Consider the following 17,194-nt stretch of genomic DNA (forward strand, 5'->3'; position numbering starts at 1 on the left):
GCGAGGATGCCAGAACGCAGGCACCACGTCGGTCCCGGCAGAATGGCCGTCGCGCAACCCCGTGTTGGACCCGCACAGCCCATCCGTGGGACAGGTTCAGCGCAGGCGGGGCGGGGCGTCCGGGTCGCGGCGCTTGGCGGGGGGCGGGGCGGGTGGGGCGGTGGCCTCGATCCGCACGGCGCCAGGGGGCAGCGGCAGCGGCTGGAAGGTGATGTCGACGCCGCCTTCGAGCGGGGGGAGGAAGGCCACCAGTTCGGACAGGGCCTTGGCGACGGCGCGGCGGCTGGCGTCGTCGCCGGCGGCTTCGGGGGCGGCGCCCATCACGGCGATCAGGTGGCCCTGCCGGCCGTCCTGCCACTCCACCCCCACCAGTGCCGCGCCCGCGACCATGCCGGCCATGTCGGAAAGCCGCGTGGCCAGCGGCTCGGCCAGCACCGCGACGGCTTGCGGCGAGGGGGCGGAGAGGCGGCGCGGGATCACCTCGGCGGCCGGGGGCGCCTCGGCCAGCGCGGCGATCAGCCAGGACAGCGCGGCGGCGTCCAGCAGCATCTCGGACGGGCGGCCGGGGTTGACCAGCAGCCCGCGCCCGGCCTGCGCCAGTTCGCGCGTCAGCACCCGCCCGGGCAGCGACAGATGCGCGACCGGCCCGCCCAGGAACCCCGCCAGCGCCGCCGCGTCGTCCGAGGCCAGCGCGACCTCGCCGCCCGGCAGCTCGAACATGCGCAGATCGGCGCGGTCGCCCACCGGGTCCGCCGTCAGGGCGACGTGCAGTTCGGTGTCGGCCAGCCGCCGCAGCACCGCCGCGCGCTGCACCGGGTCGGCGTCGTGGAACGGCACCGCAGCGCAAAGCCGGTCGAGTTCGGTGCGGTCTGAGTCGGGGGCGGAATCGGGGGCGGGATCGGGCGGGGTCACAGCACCTCGGCAAGCGTCTTGCGCAGTTCCGGGACCAGCTCGGCCTGAAACCACGGGTTGCGTTTCAGCCAAGCGGTATTGCGCCACGAGGGATGAGGCAAGGGGAACACCCGGGGCGCATGGTCGCGCCAGCCCGCCACCGCCGCGGTCACGTCGCGCAGCCCCAGATGCCAGCGGATCGCGTGGCCGCCGATCAGCAGCGTCACCTGCGGGTCGAGATCGTGCATGATCCGCGCCCGCCAGGTCCGGGCGCAGATCGGCGGCGGCGGCAGGTCGGCGCCCTTGGCATCATAGCCGGGAAAGCAGAATCCCATCGGCACGATCGCCACCCGCGAGCGGTCGTAAAACGTCGCCTCGTCCACCCCCATCCAGTCGCGCAGCCGCTGCCCCGAGGCGTCGGTGAACGGCCGCCCCGACTGGTGCACCCGCATCCCCGGCGCCTGGCTGGCCACCAGCACCCGCGCGCCGCGGGCGAACCACACCACCGGGCGGGGTTCGTGGGCGGTCGCGGTGGCGGCGAAACGCTGGACGCAAAGGCGGCAGGCGCGCAGCTCGGCCGCGACCGGCAGCTCGGGCAGGCCGGCGGCCGGATCGGCGCCTGGGCGGGCGGGAAATCGCTGGGAATCGTCGCTCATGCCCCCTCACATAGTTACGCCGGGTTCGCCATAACAGATTGCATTCTCTGGATACGTCGCGGCGCAATGGACAGAACCGCGGTGCGCGCCTATGTTCGGCGCCGCAACGCGGGCGATCTGTCGGCCGCACGAACCCTTGCCGATTGCGGGCCTAGGCGGGATACCCACTGCGACCATGCTGGAATTCGACAATGTCTCGAAGTCCTTCTGGACCGGCACCCAGCGCAAGGTCATCCTCGACCAGGCGTCCTTCCGGGTCGAGCTTGGGGAATCGCTGGGCATCCTGGCCCCGAACGGCACCGGCAAGACCACCATCATCAACATGATGTGCGGGCTGGAAAAGCCCGACGAGGGCCATATCCGCGCCACCTGCCGGGTGTCCTTTCCGCTGGGCTTCATGGGCGGGGTGATCCCGCGGCTGTCGGGGAACGAGAACTCGCGCTACATCGCGCGCATCTACGGGCTGGACCCGGATTACGTGTCGGCCTTTTGCCGCTGGCTGTGCGACATCGACGAATATTTCGACCAGCCGGTCGGGGTCTACAGCTCGGGGATGCGCTCGCGGCTGACCTTCGCGCTGCTGCTGGCGCTGGAGTTCGACATCTACCTGATCGACGAGGGGATGCCCTCGACCACGGATGTCGAGTTCAACCGCAAGGCCGGCAGCGTGCTTTACGACCGGCTGAAGACCTCGACCGTGGTGGTGGTGTCGCACCAGCCGGCCACCCTGGAACGTTTTTGCCGTCGCGCGGGCGTGTTGCGCGACGGGCGGCTTTACATGTTCGACAGCCTGGATGAGGCGAAGCAGTATTATGATTACACCTCCTAAGGTCCGCCGCTTTCACCTGAGCGCCTCCGAATCCCCCGTCGCCGCCGCGCGCAGCGCCGCCTGGGGCGGTGCCGCCCCGGCCGAGACCGCGGCCGAAGCCGCCGCGCCGCAGCCCGCGGTCCGGGTCGAGCTGCGCCGGGGCGCCGCCGCAGCCGCCGGGCCCTTTGATGCGGCCGACGACGGTTTCGGCGACCGCCGCTTTCCGGGCGCCGAGCCTGCCGCGGCCGCGGACCCCGACGCCCTGCCCGACCCTGCCAATGCCGACCGCGGCCCGGCGCAGGCCGAGGCAGAGGGGGTGCCGCTGGACGCGCCGGACACCGCCGACGCGCAGGCCCAGGCGCTGGCCGCGATCCGGGCCGAGAACCTGACCTCGCGCCAGCTGCGCATGGCCATGCGCATCGCCGCCATGCACCAGATCGAGGCCACGTCCGAATACGAGGCGGTGCTGCGGCTGCGCCAGCGCGGCATCGACCCCTTCCACCGCAGCGCGCTGGGGCGCATCCTGTCCGAGGCGGGCGACAGGGCGGGGGCCGCACCCTCGCCCCAGGCGCCGGTGCCCCTTCCCAGCCCCGGCCTGCCCACCCGCACCCGCCGGCGCGAGATCGAGCCCCTGCCCGCCCCCGGCGACGGCCACCCCGGCCTGCCCTCGCGCGAGGCGCTGACCGAGGAACGCCGCGCCGCCGAGATCTATCGCATCCAGCGCGACATCGCCCGGCGCCGCCGCAAGCGGCCGGGGTTCCTGCTGCTGCGGCTGGCGTTCTTCGTCGGGCTGCCGACGCTGATCGCGGGCTGGTATTACCACACCCAGGCGACGCCGCTTTACGCCACCCATTCGCAGTTCCTGATCCAGCAGGCCGACGGCGGATTTTCCGGAGAGGGCGGCGGGCTGCTGAGCGCCTCGCCCATGGCCACCAACCCCGACAGCGTGTCGGTGCAAAGCTACCTGACCTCGCGCGCGGCGATGCTGCGGCTGGACAACGACCTGGGGTTTACCCGCGCCTTTCAGGACCCGGCGGTGGATGCGCTGCTGCGCCTGCCCCCGGATGCGACGAACGAACAGGCCTACGGGCTTTATGAACGCTCGGTGAAGATCGGCTACGACCCGACCGAGGGCGTCATCAACATGGAGGTGATCGCCCCCGACCCGGCGCTGTCGGAACAGTTCTCGCTGGCGCTGATTTCCTATGCCGAGGGGCAGGTCGACCAGATGAGCGCGCGGCTGCGCGACGACCAGATGAAGGGCGCGATGGAGAATTACGCCGACGCCGAACGCAAGGTGCTGGAATCGCAGGCCCGCATCCAGGAGCTGCAGGAGCAGCTGGGCGTGCTGGACCCGGCGGCGGAAAGCGGCGCGGTGATGGGGCGGATCAGCGCGCTGGAATCGCAGCTGGCCGACAAGCGGCTGGAGCTAGGGCAGCTGCAATCGAACCTGCGCCCGAACCAGAGCCGGGTCCTGGGCGTTCAGGGCGATATCAGCCGCCTGGAACAGATGATCGCCGAGACCCGCGCCCAGTTGACCACCGATTCCACCGCCCGCGGCTCGTTGGCCGCGATCACCGGGCAGCTGCGCATCGCCGAAAGCGACCTGGCGACCCGCCAGCAGCTGCTGGCCAGCGCCGCCCAGCAGATGGAGGCGGCAAGGGTCGAAGCCAACAAGCAGGTGCGCTATCTGTCGCTCTCGATGCCTCCGGTCCCGCCGGACGAGGCAACCTATCCCAAGGCGTTCCAGAACACGCTGGTCGCCTTTCTGATCTTTGGGGGAATATATCTGATGCTGTCGCTGACCGTTTCGATCCTGCGCGAACAGGTGTCGTCGTGACCGCCGCGCAAGTGGCGCAGGCCCGCGTCGCCGTGGGCAACGTGACCTTCGGCAACGACCTGCCGCTGGCGGTGATCGCCGGGCCCTGCCAGCTGGAAACCCTGGACCACGCGCTGTCGATCGCGGAACCGCTGGCGCGCGCCTGCGCCGAGGCCGGCGCGGGGTTCGTGTTCAAGGCCAGCTACGACAAGGCCAACCGCACCTCTCTGTCCGGCCGCCGCGGCATCGGCATCGACGAGGGGCTGGCGATGCTGGCGACGGTGCGCGAGCGCATCGGCTGCCCGGTGCTGACCGACGTGCATGACGAAGCGCAGGCGCTGCGCGCGGCCGAGGTGGTGGACATCATCCAGATCCCCGCCTTCCTGTCGCGGCAGACCGACCTGCTGCTGGCGGCGGGGCGTTCCGGCGCTGTGGTGAACATCAAGAAGGGGCAGTTCCTGGCCCCCTGGGACATGGCGAACGTGGCCGACAAGGTGGCCTCGACCGGCAGCGACCGCATCCTGCTGACCGAACGCGGGGTCAGCTTCGGCTACAACACGCTGGTGGCGGACATGCGGTCGCTGCCGATCATGGCGCGGACCGGCTGGCCGGTGATCATGGACGCCACCCATTCGGTGCAGCAGCCGGGCGGACAGGGCGGGTCCTCGGGCGGGCAGCGCGAATTCGCGCCGGTGATGGCACGGGCCGCGGTGTCGCTGGGCATCGCCGGCGTCTTCATCGAAACGCATGAGGACCCCGACCGCGCGCCCTCGGACGGGCCGAACATGGTGCCGCTGGACCAGATGCCGGCGCTGATCGCCAGCCTGATGCGGTTCGACGCGCTGGCCAAGGCGGACCCGCTGCGGGTGTAGTCGTCTGAAAGGGGGGCGTTGCCCCCCGCCGGCCGGGGCCGGCTCCCCCCAGGGTATTTGGGCCCGAAAGAAGCAGCGCGCCTAGCTGGCCAGGATCGCCTGCGCGGCGGCGTGGCCCGAGGCCCAGGCCCATTGGAAATTGTAGCCGCCGAGCCAGCCGGTCACGTCCACCACCTCGCCCACGAAATACAGCCCCGGCACGTGGCGCGAGCGCAGGCTGCGCGCATCGAGATCGCGGCAGTCGACGCCGCCGACGGTGACCTCGGCGGTGCGGTAGCCCTCGGTCCCGACGGGGCGGATGCGCCAATCGTGGATGCGGCGGGAAAGCGCCTCCAGCCGCGCGTCGGACTGCGCGGCCAGCGGCGCGCCGGTCATGCCCAGTTCCGCCGCGACGGCGCCAGCGAGCCGGTCCGGCAGCAGGCGCGCCAGCAGCGTGGCAGTCTGCGCCCGCCCCCCCTCGGCCCGCGCCTGTTTCAGCAGCGCCGCGATGTCGTGGCCGGGGGCGAGATCCAGCGCCAGCGGCTCCCCCGGCCGCCAGTAGCTGGAAATCTGCAGGATCACCGGGCCCGAGAGGCCGCGGTGGGTGAACAGCAGCCGGTCCTGAAAGGCGATGGCGCGGCGGCCGGCGGCCTTGGGCAGCGCCGCCCGCGCCTCGATCCCGATCCCCGACAGCGGCGCGGACAGGCCGAGGTCCTGTTCGGCGAAGGTCAGCGGCACCAGCCCCGGCCTTGTATCGGTGACGCGGTGGCCGGTCGCGTGGGCAATGTCATAGCCGATGCCGGTCGCGCCCATCTTGGGGATCGACTTGCCCCCGGTCGCCACCACCACATGCGCGGCCAGCAGCGGCCCTGCCGAGGTCTCCACCCGCAACCCGTCTGCGCCCGGCGTCACCCCTGTGACTGCCACCCCCAGCCGCAGCGCGGCCCCGCCCATGCGGTCAACCAGCATCTGCACGATCTGGTTGGCGCGCCCGTCGCAGAACAGCTGCCCTTGCGTCTTTTCGTGCCAGGCGATGCCGGCGCGGTCGACCAGCGCCACGAAATCCTCGGGCCGGAACCCGGCCAGCGCCGAGGCGCAGAACCGCGGCACCTGCGACAGGAAGGTTTCGTGCGTGGTGCCGAGATTGGTGAAATTGCACCGCCCCCCACCCGAGATGCGGATCTTTTCGCCCGGCGCGCGCGCATGGTCCAGCACCACCACCCGCAGCCCGCGCCCGGCCAGGCTGCCCGCACAGAACAGCCCGGCGCCCCCCGCGCCGAGGATGACCACATCCGCCCGCTCCATGCCCTGCCCCGTTCCTTGCGCCTGCCGGATGCGCGTTAACCCCACCGCCGCGATCGCACAAGTTTTTGCCCGAACCCTCTTGCACCCCCCCGGCCCCTTGGCTAGATAGCGCCGCACTGCTGGGGCGTAGCCAAGTGGTAAGGCACCGGTTTTTGGTACCGCGCACCGTAGGTTCGAATCCTACCGCCCCAGCCAGTCGTTTTCCTGACATTCATCTCACACTGACTGACCGCGGATAATCCCGCGTTTTCGGTCGTTTGCGGTGCTCGTACCCTATCTGAGACTGACTTCTCTTCCCTGTTTTTGCGATTTTTGCGCCCGCGTCTCAGCGGGCGTTTTTTGTCGTGCGGTTTCGAGGCCAGTTTCCCTGTTTCCGACCAGTTACAGGGAATTTACAGGGGATATGTCCGCGAGTCCGTGTCCCACCGCTGGTTCAGCGTTTGCCATCCCCCATGTTTTGCAAGGGGTTCCTGCCGTCTGAATGCCCAATTCCCTGCTCGCAGGAACAGGGAATGAGGAAGCCCCGAACAGGGAAGATGGTCTTCAGGAACAAGGAAAGTTGAAGCAGCTCAGGCTGGGTCGATCCCGGTGCGCCGACACTGCGCCTGCCAATCGGCCGGCATCTCGGGCCGGGTCAAGCGATGCAGGGTGAGGCCTTCGGGCTGGGTGCCATCGAGGATCACCTGTTGGATCGCAGGCGCGAGCAGGGCCAGCTGCAGGTGCACGCGAAGGGTGCCTTCTGCGATTCCGTCGGCCTTGGCGAGACTGGCAATGTCGCGACCGGACCGAATCGCCTGCAACCAGCGGTGTGCCCGGGCTAAAGCGGCGACCAACTTCGCATCCGGCTGGCGGGGACGCTCGCCGATCACCAGCCTCGCCTCGACCCCGCGTCGCCGGATCGAGATCGGAGCCGTGACGGTCAGCACGGAGGCGGCAATCTCGGCTGGCGCGACGCCGAGGATGGTGGCGAGGCGGTGCGGGTCAAACTGAAGCGTGGTCGTCTCGCGCCTTATGGTGCCCTGTTCGACGAGGTCGAGGAGCTTGCGTTGGCGCCCGATATCGTTGGGCGCATCGGGCGCGACCAGGTCCTCCAGCTTGCCCGTCAGCTGGTCGTGCCGTGACAGGTCGGGTGTGGCCAGAAGGTAGTGGCCATCCAAGGCCCGCGCCAGGTGTCCGCGCAATGCGCCAGCGATCTGCAGCTCCAAGGTAGCCGCAGGCAGCCGCCAGCCTTGCGGATCCGGGGGGCCCGAGATCATGCGGTTGGAGACATAGTAGCGATACCGCCGCGTGCCCTTCACGGTATGGGTCGGGGTCAGCCGATCGCCACTCTCGTCAACCAGCTTGCCGGTGAGCGGGGCAGCGTCGGTCTCGTCGCTTCGATCGCCGCGCCCCCTGCCCGCCTTTTGCTGCAGCAGCGCTTGCACCCGGCGCCACTGGGCCTCGTCGATGATAGCCGGGTGCTGTCCGACATGGTCGGTCCCGCCGTGCCTTGTGCGGCCGCGATACACTGGGTTGGTCAGCAGGTAATGTAGCTGGCCGCGTCCGAACGGCCGGTTGCCGATCTCGCGACCGTCCCGGCCCTTCCGGGACTTCGAGCGCAGGTCGCGGCGTTGCACCTCCTCCGCCAGTGCCCTCAGACATCCGGTCTGTTCGTAGAGATCGAAGATCAGCCGGATAGTTGCCGATTCGATCTCGTTGACCACCAGCACCTGCTCACGCGGATCGGGGTGGCGGTCATAGCCAAGCGGCAAGGTGCCGCCCATCCACAGGCCCCGCTTTTTCGACGCTGCGATCTTGTCGCGGATCCGCTCTCCCGCGACCTCACGTTCGAACTGAGCAAAGCTGAGCAGAACGTTCAGCGTCAGGCGGCCCATCGAGGTCGAGGTGTTGAACGCCTGGGTGACCGAGACGAAGGAGCATCCCTTTGCCTCCAGCCGCTCGACCATGCGGGCGAAGTCAGCGAGCGAGCGGGTCAGGCGATCGATCTTGTAGACCACGATCATCGACACCCGCCCGGCATCCACCTCGGCCAGCAGCCGCTGCAGGGCCGGGCGGTCGGTGTTGCCGCCCGAAAAGCCGCCATCGTCGTAGCGGTCTTTTACCAGCCTCCAGCCCTCGTGCTTCTGGCTGGCCACATAGGCGGCGCAGGCTTCGTACTGGGCGTCGAGTGTGTTGAAGCCCTGTTCCAGCCCCTCCTCGCTCGACTTGCGGGTATAGATCGCGCAGCGGACGGTTGAGGTCATTGCTGAACCGCCTTGCGGCGCACTGTATTGGTATGCGCGGCCGACTTTGTCGGGACCGAGGCCGCTGATCTATTCCTGCCCTCTCGCCTAGCATGTTTCTTGACGGCCTTGCCGTCTTCCTTCAGCCCGAAGAACCGCGGTCCCGACCAGTGGGCGCCGGTGATCTCACGGGCGATCACCGACAGCGACCGCCAGGTGCGGCCGTTCCACTGATAGCCCCCTTCGGTGATCTCGACGACATGGGTGGTGCCGTTCCACTCGCGCAGCAGTCGACCGCCCGCGGCGGGCTCAGCAGCCTTGGCACGTGCGCCGTTTGTGCCCGCCTTTGCCAGTTGCGCCTCCAGCCCCTCCGGCCAGCCGCCCGCGGCACCAAACTGCAGATCGAAGGCGAGGATCCGGCGCAGCAACGGCTGGCTGATTGACCGCGGCGGCGCCGAGCCATGCAACTCAGTCCAGGCGGTAACGAGGTCCGCACGGTCGAAATCGAAAACCTCGGCGACGGAAAGCGCGGGGGACGCGGTTGCTGCATCGGGCGCAGCTTTGCCACCGGGTGCTGCTGAACGTGTCTTGGATGTTCTTGCCATGATCTGCTCCGGCTCGCGACGGCCACACGCCGCCTGCTACCCTGGAAAGCCCGATGCTTGGACCGGGCTCACCGACACTCACGCTCGATCGTGCAGCGCAGTCCAGTCGGAAGTTCCCCTTTCTCGGACCGAAACACGTCTCCCGGTCAAAGATAATTTTTGTCCGCGAATATTAATTCGCACCCCGCCTGCGAATCCGTGCTATACAGCATCTATGGTTACGCAAGTCACAACCCACACGATGTTGAAGCGGCGGCTAGGTCGTCCCCGGGGCGCTGCACCGTTCCGCGCAGCTGACGAAGCCCTGCTCAGGCAAGCGGCCGTCGCTCTGGTCCATCAGGATGTCGCCAACCTCACCGCCTTCCTGCGCGATCATGACGTGGTCCAAGACAAGGACCTGGCGCGCCTCCGGGGACGCTGGCGGGAGATCGGGGACGCCCTGCTCGCCGAAGCCGGCTCCTCGGACACCGCCCGGGTCCGGAACTGCTTCAACCTCGTGATCACCGATGTCGACCGGATCACGAACCAAGCGGAAACCTGGCGTTCCTGGCGCAGCCTTCTCAACGAGGTTCGCGCGGACCTGGTGGCAGGGGCAACCGACCGTCTGTCCGCTTCGCTTGCCCGCCTTACGCAAGACTGCTTCGAAAACGGGGGGCCGTCGCCGGGCGCGGGGGATGATCCCGCCCGGGAATCACGGTCGGAGGGACCGGTCCGAGCGACAGGGCGATCGACGGGAGACCTGCTGTTTCTGTGCGCGCGGCTCCTCGACCAGCGCGCCATCGAGGCCTGGAACTGTGAAGGAGGGCTGGTCGATGACCACGAAACTGCCCCAAATTGACCAGATTGCGCCAGTGGACCTGAGGCCCTGGGCCAAGAATGCCCGCAAGCACTCGAAGAAGCAGCTGCGCCAGATCGCCGACAGCATCCGCGAGTTCGGCTTTACCAACCCGGTGCTGATCGACGAGGCCCACACCATCCTCGCCGGCCACGGCCGCGTCGAGGCGGCGAAGCTGATCGGGATGACCACTGTGCCTTGCGTGCGGATCGAGCACATGACCGAGGCGCAAAAGCGCGCCTATGTCCTCGCCGACAACAAGCTTGCCCTCAACGCCACTTGGGACGAGGACCTGCTGGCCGAAGAGCTGGCGGCGCTGGCCAGCATCGACGCCGGCTTCGATTTGGGCATCACCGGTTTTAACATCGCCGAGGTCGACAGCCTGCTTTCGATCAACAAGCCAGAGGATGACCGAGACCCGCGGGACGATGTCATTCCCGCCAATGCGCCTGCCCGAGGGCAGCCTGGGGATATCTGGCAGCTCGGCTCCCACCGGCTGATCTGCGGGGACAGCCTCGACCGCGCCACGGTCGACCGGTTGATGGCGGGCGAGACGGCCCGGATGGTCTTCACCGACCCGCCGTATAACGTCCCGGTCGACGGACACGTCGGCGGTTCGGGTAAGCTGAAGCACCGCGAGTTCGCGATGGCGTCCGGCGAGATGTCGGTGGGCGAGTTCACTGCATTCCTCCGCAGTGCCTTCGAGAACTTATCAGCCCATGCGCTCGATGGCTCGATCCACTTCGTTTGCATGGACTGGCGCCACATCGCCGAGGTGATGGCGGCGGCCGAGGGTGTCTACAGCGAGCTCAAGAACCTGATCGCCTGGGTCAAGGACAGCGGCGGCATGGGGACTTTCTACCGCTCCCGCCACGAGCTGATCTTTGCCTGGAAGCTGGGGACAGCGCCCCACACCAACAGCTTCGAGCTTGGCCAGCATGGACGCTACCGGACGAATGTCTGGGAATACCGCGGTGCCAGTTTCGAAGAACTGAAGCTACATCCGACCGTCAAGCCGGTGCAGATGATCGCCGACGCGATCCGAGATGTATCCGCGCGCGGCGAGATCGTCCTCGATCTGTTCGGCGGATCTGGCTCGACGCTGATCGCCGCCGAAAAGACCGGTCGCCGAGCCCGGCTCTGCGAGATCGACCCGCTCTACTGCGATATCATCCTCGCCCGCTACGAAGCTTGGGCGAAGGATGAGGCGGTGCTGGTCGAGCGCCCACGCAAAGCCGGGACGGCGGTACAAGCCACCGATGCGGCGCCCGTTAACGACGATCCGCCTGGCGCCGAAACGCCGCCCCTGGACGAAGTCGCGATCCGAAGGATGCTGGGATGACCGGATCACCCTCTCAGTCAGACGGAAACGCCTACGCGGTCGGCTATGGGCGGCCCCCGAAGTGGGGCCAGTTCCGCAAGGGAAAGTCCGGCAACCCCGCCGGGCGCCCCAAGGGGGCGAAGAACAAGCTGAAGATCACCGGCGGCAAGATCGACGACGTCCTGAAACGGGAGCTCGCGCGCACCGTCGAGATCCGAGGGGTGGATGGGCCCGAAACCTTGTCGATCCTTGAAGCCGCTGCCCGCTCTCTGAGCGTACAGGCGATGAAGGGCAATGTTCGGGCACAGGAGCAGCTGATCAAACTGCAGCGTGAGATCGACGCGAGGGATGCAGCGGAACTAGACGCGCGTGATCGCGCGCTGAGGGCGCTTAAAGAACATCAGCTCGCACGTCGCCGGCGCAACATTGAACGCGGGATCGACGAAGACCTGGTTCCGGATCCGGATCACATCGTCATGGACCGCGCCACCGGGCGAATGGTCATCCGCGGCCCCGCAGATCTTCAGCAGAAGGTCGAGTGGGAACGGATGTGGGGAGCATTCGGGTGTTTCAAGTGGGAGCTGGAGCAGGCGCGGAAGAAGCTTGCCCGGCTTCGTCCACGGCACGCGGATGAGCGAGCCTACCTGATCAACGCCATCCGAGAACACGAATACTTCGTGATGTTCTACGCTATGAAGCTGATGTCCGTGTTCTCGATCGAGGCCTGGCAGGTGACCGATGACGGCTTCGAGCAACAGGAGCTGGAACAGCGCCTTCAGGAAGGTCGGTGGCCGGAGCCACCCGCGAACATCAGGCGGGGGCTGAGCGCGAAGCAACTGCAAGCGTTGCGTTGCGGAGAAAACTACCACGATGCCATCGCCATACAGGAGCGTTGGCGCAAGTCGGGTATGCCGCCGTTACGGCGCCCGGGCAAGCCGGCCGCGCAGGAGGCCTTCGAACGGCAGCAAACTCGGCTGAGTGGCGCCGGGGTGGAGGTGTCTTCGGCGCATCAAGCCACCGCGCCTTCGGACCACGGGGAGGCTGTGTCGGCGATCGAACCATCATGGATCGACCAGTTCTCGCTGCTGCGTGGTTTGCCGCCGGATGACCGGGCCTGTCTCGAGGCTGCGAGCACAATCGTCACCACCCCGGCCGGAGAACGCGTGTTTGCGCCTGGCGATGCGGTCCATCGGATTTTTTTCATCCTGTCCGGCCAGATCCGGGTTCAGCGTCCGCCGGAGGATGGCAGAACGATCCAGGCCTTCCTCCTTGGGTCCGGCGCGCCCAGCGTCCTTGCCGTAGGCAGCACCCTCGAGGTGGAAGAATACAATGCCGACGGGATCGCCGAATCCGACGTTACCTCCGTCGCTATCTCCACCGAAACCTTCGTCGACATGTTCCACAGATCGCCCTCGTTCAGAATGTTCGTGTATGAGCGGTAAGCAGCGCAAGGTACCCCAGAGCGTTACAAACGATTTTTGACTGTTGGCCGCTTGAATAGGGCATGCTGCTGTCAGCCTGCATCCTGACGAGCTTTGGGAGTTTCGGCGGTGCACCCGTCTTTGGCCGATCTGTACCGCTGCGGAATTTGGTGCAGAATGCCTTCAGGGAGTCAAAAAAATGTGGCATTTTAAGCACACTCGTAAAGTAGCAATATTCCGCCTGCAGAGAGGCCGGCCTGCTGGTTACCAGTTCGGCCGCGGCCGCATCTTTCGGAGAAATGAGGTATTTCTGATACTTGCTCCCCGATGCCGGGACCTCTGTCTGACGGCGCTATAGGGAGATCCACTTGAAGCAGTCTTCAGGGGGCCACGCCAGCCTTGTGAAGGCCAGTTTGACCATGCGAGGAAGGATGCAGCTTTGAAAACTGAAGTAGCTGTCATGACGAGAGGTTTCGCCCGCATGGCTCCAGCTGCCAAGGAGCGAATAGTGAGGAGTGTTCTCGCACCGATACAGGTAGCCCCAAACCGCGCCCACAGTGTCGAGTGCGAACTCATGATGCACCGTTTCCTGGCTGTTGCACTGCCTGTAGCAATGGCACTGCTTCCGGCCAGTCCCGGTCTGGCTGGTCCCACGACCGGCTCTGTCATCAACCGCTACGGGTTGCCGGGTGCGATCGATACGCCCTCGGCCGAGATGATGCCGGATGGCGTCCTGGGCGCATCGCTGAGCTATTCCGATCTGGGCAACGCCGTGGGGCTCAGCTTTCAGGTCCTGCCCCGGGTTACCGCCATTCTGCGCTACGGCAAGTTTGATACCGACGGAGGTCTGGGATATATTCGCGACCGCTCCTTCGACTTCCGGCTGCAGCTGATGGGAGAGGATCCGAATGGCTGGCGCCCCGCCGTTGCACTGGGGCTTCAGGATGCCATTGGAACCGGATTCTACGCGGCGGAATATATCGTCGCAACCAAGACCATCACCCCCCGCCTGCGGGTGTCGGGAGGTCTGGGCTGGGGCCGCATGGCCAACGACGGCGGCATCGGATCGCCGTTCGGCGGCCGAGACGAAGCTGATGTGGGAGAGGGCGGGACCCTTCATCCCGATCAATGGTTCCGGGGCGAGATGGCGCCCTTTGTCAATATCGCTTGGCAGGCAACCGACAAGCTGACTTTGCTGGCCGAATATTCCGGCGACGATTACGCTTGCGAGACCGGCCAGTCCGGGAAATGCGCGCGCGGGTCCTGGCTGAATGACAAGGAAGAACTGTCCAGCAACATCAACCTGGGCTTCAGCTATCAGGCGGGTCCGAATTACCAGATCGGGGCTCATCTTCTGGGTGGCAAGCAGGTCGGCGTTCAGGCCAGCATGTCGTTGAACCCGCGGCGGGGCCCCTACCCCTCCGGGTTTGAAAAGGGCCCGGCGCCGGTCCGTCCGCGCCCGGCGGTTTCCGCCGACCCGGAGGGCTGGGCCGGCACCTGGGCCGCCGATCCGACGGCGCAACCGGCGATCCAGAAGGCGCTCGGCGAGGCGCTTGCCAAGGAAGGCCAGAGGCTGGAATCCATGGCGCTGACCGCGAACCGGGCAGAGGTCCGCATCCGCAACCACCGCTACATGCAGCAGGCAGAAGCAATCGGCCGCACCGTGCGGCTGATGACCCGCGCCCTGCCCCCCTCGGTCGAGACATTGGTGGTGACCTCGGTCGAGGAAGGAATGCCGACGTCTTCGTTGACCTTCCGACGTTCCGATGTCGAGCGGCTGGAGAATACCGAGGTCAGCCATATCGCCAATGCTGCGGTGCTGAGCGATGCCGATCCGCGGGCCGCCGGGCTGGTGCAAAGCCCCGGTGTCACGCCGCGCTTCCGGTGGACGCTGGGGCCATATCTGTCGACCGGGCTTTGGGACCCCGAGGAGCCCATCCGCTACGAGGTCGGGGCCGAACTCAGCGCCAGTTATGAGCTGCTGCCCGGCCTGACATTGAATGGTACCGTCAGGCAGAGAGCCTTCGGCAATGCAGAGCAGGAAGCGCCCGGCGGTCTGTCCGTGGCAGATTATCTGGAGTTGTCCGACGACGAGATCGCGGCAGGCAACAACGGGGTCTATCGCGTCCGTTCGGACGGCCGGATGTATTCGGGCAACGACAAGCCGCGCATTCCCCAGCTCACCATCAACTGGAACGCCAAGCCGACCGAAACCCTCTATAGCCGCGTCACGGTCGGGCTTCTGGAAAACATGTATGGCGGGATTTCGACCGAGATCCTGTGGAAGCCGGTGAATTCGCGCCTGGCACTGGGGGCCGAGATCAACCAGGTCCGCAAGCGCGACTACGAAAACGCCTTCGAGTTCCTCGACTATGAGGTCACCACCGGCCATGTTTCCGCCTATTACGAGTTCGGAGGAGGCTTCGTCGGCCAGCTCGACATCGGCCGTTACCTCGCCGGGGACGATGGCGCCACGGTCACCCTGACCCGCGAATTCGCCAATGGCTGGAAAGTCGGAGCATGGGCCACCAAGACCGACTTGAGTTCCGAGGAATACGGCGAGGGATCCTTCGACAAGGGAATCTCGGTCCGCATCCCGATGGCCTGGGCACTGGGCACACCCTCCAAGCGCACGGTCGGAGGCACCGTCCAGTCGCTCAACCGCGATGGTGGGCGCAAGCTCCGGGTCGACGGGCGGCTGTATGATGTCGTCCGCGATAGCCACTCTACCAATCTCTACAGCGGCTGGGGAAGGTTCTGGCGCTGAGCGGTCAATCGACCAGCGGCGGCCTGAGCCGTCGAGGCCCGGCGGCGCCAGCGCTAATGTTCAGCGAATCACCGCGCTGGCGGAGCCCCAGGCTGACCAGAGCGCCGGCACGGGCGGCCGGGTGCCGAACGTATAGAAGGCGTCAAAAAAAGAGAGGGCCAGTCTGAAGACCGGCCCTTTCCAATTTTTCATGAAGTGAAATCAGGTGTCCGAGGCGTCGTCGTCGTCATCCGAGGCAACGGCTGCAATAACACCCAGCAGCAGCAGGGCCGGAATCACCAGACCAGCATTGGTCGAGGCCGGGCGGGTGTCGACGACCACCGGCTCAACTTCGACAACCGGGGCGACATAGCCGCCGGCCAGTGCGGACGAAGCCGAAAAGCCGAGGGCAAGGGCAAAGGTAGTGAACTTGGTCATGAGCATGCTCCGATTTTTCAGCCCTTCGATCAGCTAGCATATTTTTTCAAAGGGCTTGGTTGGACTTATGGCATATTTCCCTACGCCTGTCAGGTGGATCAGTTCCAAGGCGGGTATCCGCGCAACCCTACCTGTTACATTTCTGCACCTGCCACCAACTCGCGTCTAGGTTTTACGGCGCCACTGGACACGCCGGAGGGACCGAGCAACTGGCACGGGCTTGGGGTCAGGGAGCCCCCAGGATCCAGCTTTGGTAAGGGATGTAACATGACTGGAAATGCCCCGAGCTCATGGTCCAGACCACGAAGAACACCAGAAGGCCAAGATACGGTGCCGCCGCGAGAATGGGGCGGGACGGCAGCGACTGCATCCAGGGAATGCGGGCGAAGATCAGGGCCTGCAACGGGATGAAGTAATAGCCGAGGCGATCCGCGATGATGGTCGATACCGGCAGCAGGGCGGCGATCAGCATCATCCCGACCGCGCCGAGGGTAACGAACTGGTAGTCCTGAGGGAACTCTCGCTTCCAGGCTTTCCGCAGGAACAGGAAGAAGAACATGCTGCTCAACGACAGAAGCGCGATCCTCAGCGGGCCGCCGAAAGCATCCCTTCCGGTGTCGATGTATCGCTGAGTTGCTATTTGCCCCGCCTCTCCTGCCATCAGCAGGACGACTCCGGGCAGCGCGAGCATGACAGCGCCCAGGATGCGAACGCCGGTGATCTTGCGCGAGACCAGGGGGGCGAGCAGAAGGAAGATCGCGGCGCTGCTGTGGAAGCTGGCCGCCAGAACCACCCAGAACAAGAAACCAAGCAGCCGCCCATCCATGAAGCGCGTCATGGCAACACAGATCAACCCGATGGCCGCGCCTTGCCGGATGCCCGACATCGGCATGTTGATCAGCAGAACGGGAAACAGGAGAACCAGGAAACCCAGAGGATCCGGCTGTCGGCGCGCCAGGACATGAATGCCCGCAAAACAGACCAGCGACGACAGGACGTTGATCCACGGATAGGGCAGCCCGAGCATGTGCTGCAGCCGCAGCAGGGACCACCAGACCGGCTCTACATTCTGCAGGGCCTGGTCCCGGGTCATGCTGCGAGCGAGTTCGTACTGGTTCAGATAGCCGCCCCAGTCGCAGCCGACCTCGAATCTGAACCCCGAAAACAGGAACAGAATCGCAAGGACTATCGGATACAGCTGCCGGTTCAGCCGCGGCTGCCCCAGAACAGCGTAGCGCAGCAGGAACAGGCTAAGTGTCATCCCGATATAGATCAT

14 protein-coding genes and 1 tRNA gene are annotated in these 17,194 nt (G+C 66.4%); 8 read left to right on the forward strand and 7 right to left on the reverse strand.

The window, feature by feature from the left end; genetic code table 11:
- Positions 1-96 precede the first annotated feature (96 nt).
- Entirely contained in the window at positions 97-912 is an 816-nt protein-coding gene (locus BUB57_RS01105; RefSeq protein WP_073060655.1) for an SseB family protein, read from the reverse strand.
- Positions 909-1,547: a uracil-DNA glycosylase family protein gene (locus tag BUB57_RS01110; protein ID WP_084731894.1), complete on the reverse strand. Its 639-nt coding sequence runs from the start codon at positions 1,545-1,547 to the stop codon at positions 909-911. The genes BUB57_RS01105 and BUB57_RS01110 overlap by 4 nt, the downstream gene beginning before the upstream one ends.
- A 175-nt stretch (positions 1,548-1,722) precedes the next feature.
- Between BUB57_RS01110 and BUB57_RS01115 the strand changes: the two genes are divergently transcribed.
- Genes BUB57_RS01115 through kdsA form a run of 3 tightly spaced genes read left to right on the forward strand, consistent with a single transcriptional unit; the run spans position 1,723 to position 5,046 of the window.
- Positions 1,723-2,376, forward strand: a complete 654-nt coding sequence (locus BUB57_RS01115; RefSeq protein ID WP_073060658.1) for an ABC transporter ATP-binding protein — start codon at positions 1,723-1,725, stop codon at positions 2,374-2,376.
- Positions 2,360-4,195 carry a KpsE/RkpR family capsule polysaccharide export protein gene (locus tag BUB57_RS01120; RefSeq protein ID WP_073060661.1) on the forward strand — a complete coding sequence of 612 codons (1,836 nt, stop codon included), beginning with the start codon at positions 2,360-2,362 and terminating at the stop codon, positions 4,193-4,195. The genes BUB57_RS01115 and BUB57_RS01120 overlap by 17 nt, the downstream gene beginning before the upstream one ends.
- A complete protein-coding gene (gene kdsA, locus BUB57_RS01125) occupies positions 4,192-5,046 on the forward strand; it encodes a 3-deoxy-8-phosphooctulonate synthase (protein WP_234951941.1) in 855 nt (284 codons plus the stop codon). Before BUB57_RS01120 ends, kdsA begins: the two co-directional genes overlap by 4 nt.
- Before the next feature lie 81 nt (positions 5,047-5,127).
- Here the strand turns inward: kdsA and BUB57_RS01130 are convergent, their stop codons facing one another.
- Positions 5,128-6,330, reverse strand: coding sequence for a BaiN/RdsA family NAD(P)/FAD-dependent oxidoreductase (locus tag BUB57_RS01130; RefSeq protein WP_073060664.1), 1,203 nt, complete (start codon positions 6,328-6,330; stop codon positions 5,128-5,130).
- 120 nt (positions 6,331-6,450) lie between these two features.
- Between BUB57_RS01130 and BUB57_RS01135 the strand changes: the two genes are divergently transcribed.
- Positions 6,451-6,525, forward strand: a tRNA-Gln gene (locus tag BUB57_RS01135).
- 374 nt (positions 6,526-6,899) lie between these two features.
- On the opposite strand, the gene BUB57_RS01140 is transcribed toward BUB57_RS01135, so the two are convergent.
- Both BUB57_RS01140 and BUB57_RS01145 read right to left on the reverse strand, forming a co-directional pair.
- On the reverse strand, positions 6,900-8,573 hold the full coding sequence (locus BUB57_RS01140; protein ID WP_073060668.1) for a recombinase family protein: 1,674 nt from the start codon (positions 8,571-8,573) through the stop codon (positions 6,900-6,902).
- A complete protein-coding gene (locus BUB57_RS01145) occupies positions 8,570-9,157 on the reverse strand; it encodes a DUF2924 domain-containing protein (RefSeq protein ID WP_073060672.1) in 588 nt (195 codons plus the stop codon). The genes BUB57_RS01140 and BUB57_RS01145 overlap by 4 nt, the downstream gene beginning before the upstream one ends.
- Before the next feature lie 214 nt (positions 9,158-9,371).
- On the opposite strand from BUB57_RS01145, the gene BUB57_RS16400 reads away from it, so the two are divergent.
- From BUB57_RS16400 to BUB57_RS01165, 4 genes are all read left to right on the forward strand, one after another.
- Positions 9,372-9,995, forward strand: a complete 624-nt coding sequence (locus tag BUB57_RS16400; RefSeq protein ID WP_143159558.1) for a hypothetical protein — start codon at positions 9,372-9,374, stop codon at positions 9,993-9,995.
- Complete coding sequence (locus BUB57_RS01155) at positions 9,970-11,334, forward strand: site-specific DNA-methyltransferase (protein ID WP_073060678.1); 1,365 nt, start codon at positions 9,970-9,972, stop codon at positions 11,332-11,334. Before BUB57_RS16400 ends, BUB57_RS01155 begins: the two co-directional genes overlap by 26 nt.
- Positions 11,331-12,755, forward strand: a complete 1,425-nt coding sequence (locus BUB57_RS01160; RefSeq protein WP_073060682.1) for a DUF5681 domain-containing protein — start codon at positions 11,331-11,333, stop codon at positions 12,753-12,755. The genes BUB57_RS01155 and BUB57_RS01160 overlap by 4 nt, the downstream gene beginning before the upstream one ends.
- Positions 12,756-13,308: 553 nt before the next feature.
- The gene (locus BUB57_RS01165; protein WP_073060684.1) at positions 13,309-15,501 is read left to right on the forward strand and encodes a YjbH domain-containing protein; all 2,193 of its coding nucleotides are present in this window, start codon (positions 13,309-13,311) and stop codon (positions 15,499-15,501) included.
- A gap of 201 nt (positions 15,502-15,702) precedes the next feature.
- Here the strand turns inward: BUB57_RS01165 and BUB57_RS01170 are convergent, their stop codons facing one another.
- Complete coding sequence (locus BUB57_RS01170) at positions 15,703-15,918, reverse strand: hypothetical protein (protein WP_407670317.1); 216 nt, start codon at positions 15,916-15,918, stop codon at positions 15,703-15,705.
- 226 nt (positions 15,919-16,144) lie between these two features.
- A complete protein-coding gene (locus tag BUB57_RS01175; protein WP_073060689.1) occupies positions 16,145-17,194 on the reverse strand; it encodes an EpsG family protein in 1,050 nt (349 codons plus the stop codon).

Origin of the sequence: Paracoccus solventivorans (assembly GCF_900142875.1) — a bacterium.
GTDB lineage: Bacteria > Pseudomonadota > Alphaproteobacteria > Rhodobacterales > Rhodobacteraceae > Paracoccus > Paracoccus solventivorans.

Bases quoted from the DNA above. Each gene is read 5' to 3' on its own strand.
- BUB57_RS01110 (WP_084731894.1), bottom strand. From the start codon at position 1,547: ATGAGCGACGATTCCCAGCGATTTCCCGCCCGCCCAGGCGCCGATCCG.
- BUB57_RS01115 (WP_073060658.1), top strand. From the start codon at position 1,723: ATGCTGGAATTCGACAATGTCTCGAAGTCCTTCTGGACCGGCACCCAG.
- BUB57_RS01120 (WP_073060661.1), top strand. From the start codon at position 2,360: ATGATTACACCTCCTAAGGTCCGCCGCTTTCACCTGAGCGCCTCCGAA.
- BUB57_RS01130 (WP_073060664.1), bottom strand. From the start codon at position 6,330: ATGGAGCGGGCGGATGTGGTCATCCTCGGCGCGGGGGGCGCCGGGCTG.
- BUB57_RS01140 (WP_073060668.1), bottom strand. From the start codon at position 8,573: ATGACCTCAACCGTCCGCTGCGCGATCTATACCCGCAAGTCGAGCGAG.
- BUB57_RS01145 (WP_073060672.1), bottom strand. From the start codon at position 9,157: ATGGCAAGAACATCCAAGACACGTTCAGCAGCACCCGGTGGCAAAGCT.
- BUB57_RS16400 (WP_143159558.1), top strand. From the start codon at position 9,372: ATGGTTACGCAAGTCACAACCCACACGATGTTGAAGCGGCGGCTAGGT.
- BUB57_RS01155 (WP_073060678.1), top strand. From the start codon at position 9,970: ATGACCACGAAACTGCCCCAAATTGACCAGATTGCGCCAGTGGACCTG.
- BUB57_RS01160 (WP_073060682.1), top strand. From the start codon at position 11,331: ATGACCGGATCACCCTCTCAGTCAGACGGAAACGCCTACGCGGTCGGC.
- BUB57_RS01165 (WP_073060684.1), top strand. From the start codon at position 13,309: ATGATGCACCGTTTCCTGGCTGTTGCACTGCCTGTAGCAATGGCACTG.
- BUB57_RS01170 (WP_407670317.1), bottom strand. From the start codon at position 15,918: ATGACCAAGTTCACTACCTTTGCCCTTGCCCTCGGCTTTTCGGCTTCG.
- BUB57_RS01175 (WP_073060689.1), bottom strand. From the start codon at position 17,194: ATGATCTATATCGGGATGACACTTAGCCTGTTCCTGCTGCGCTACGCT.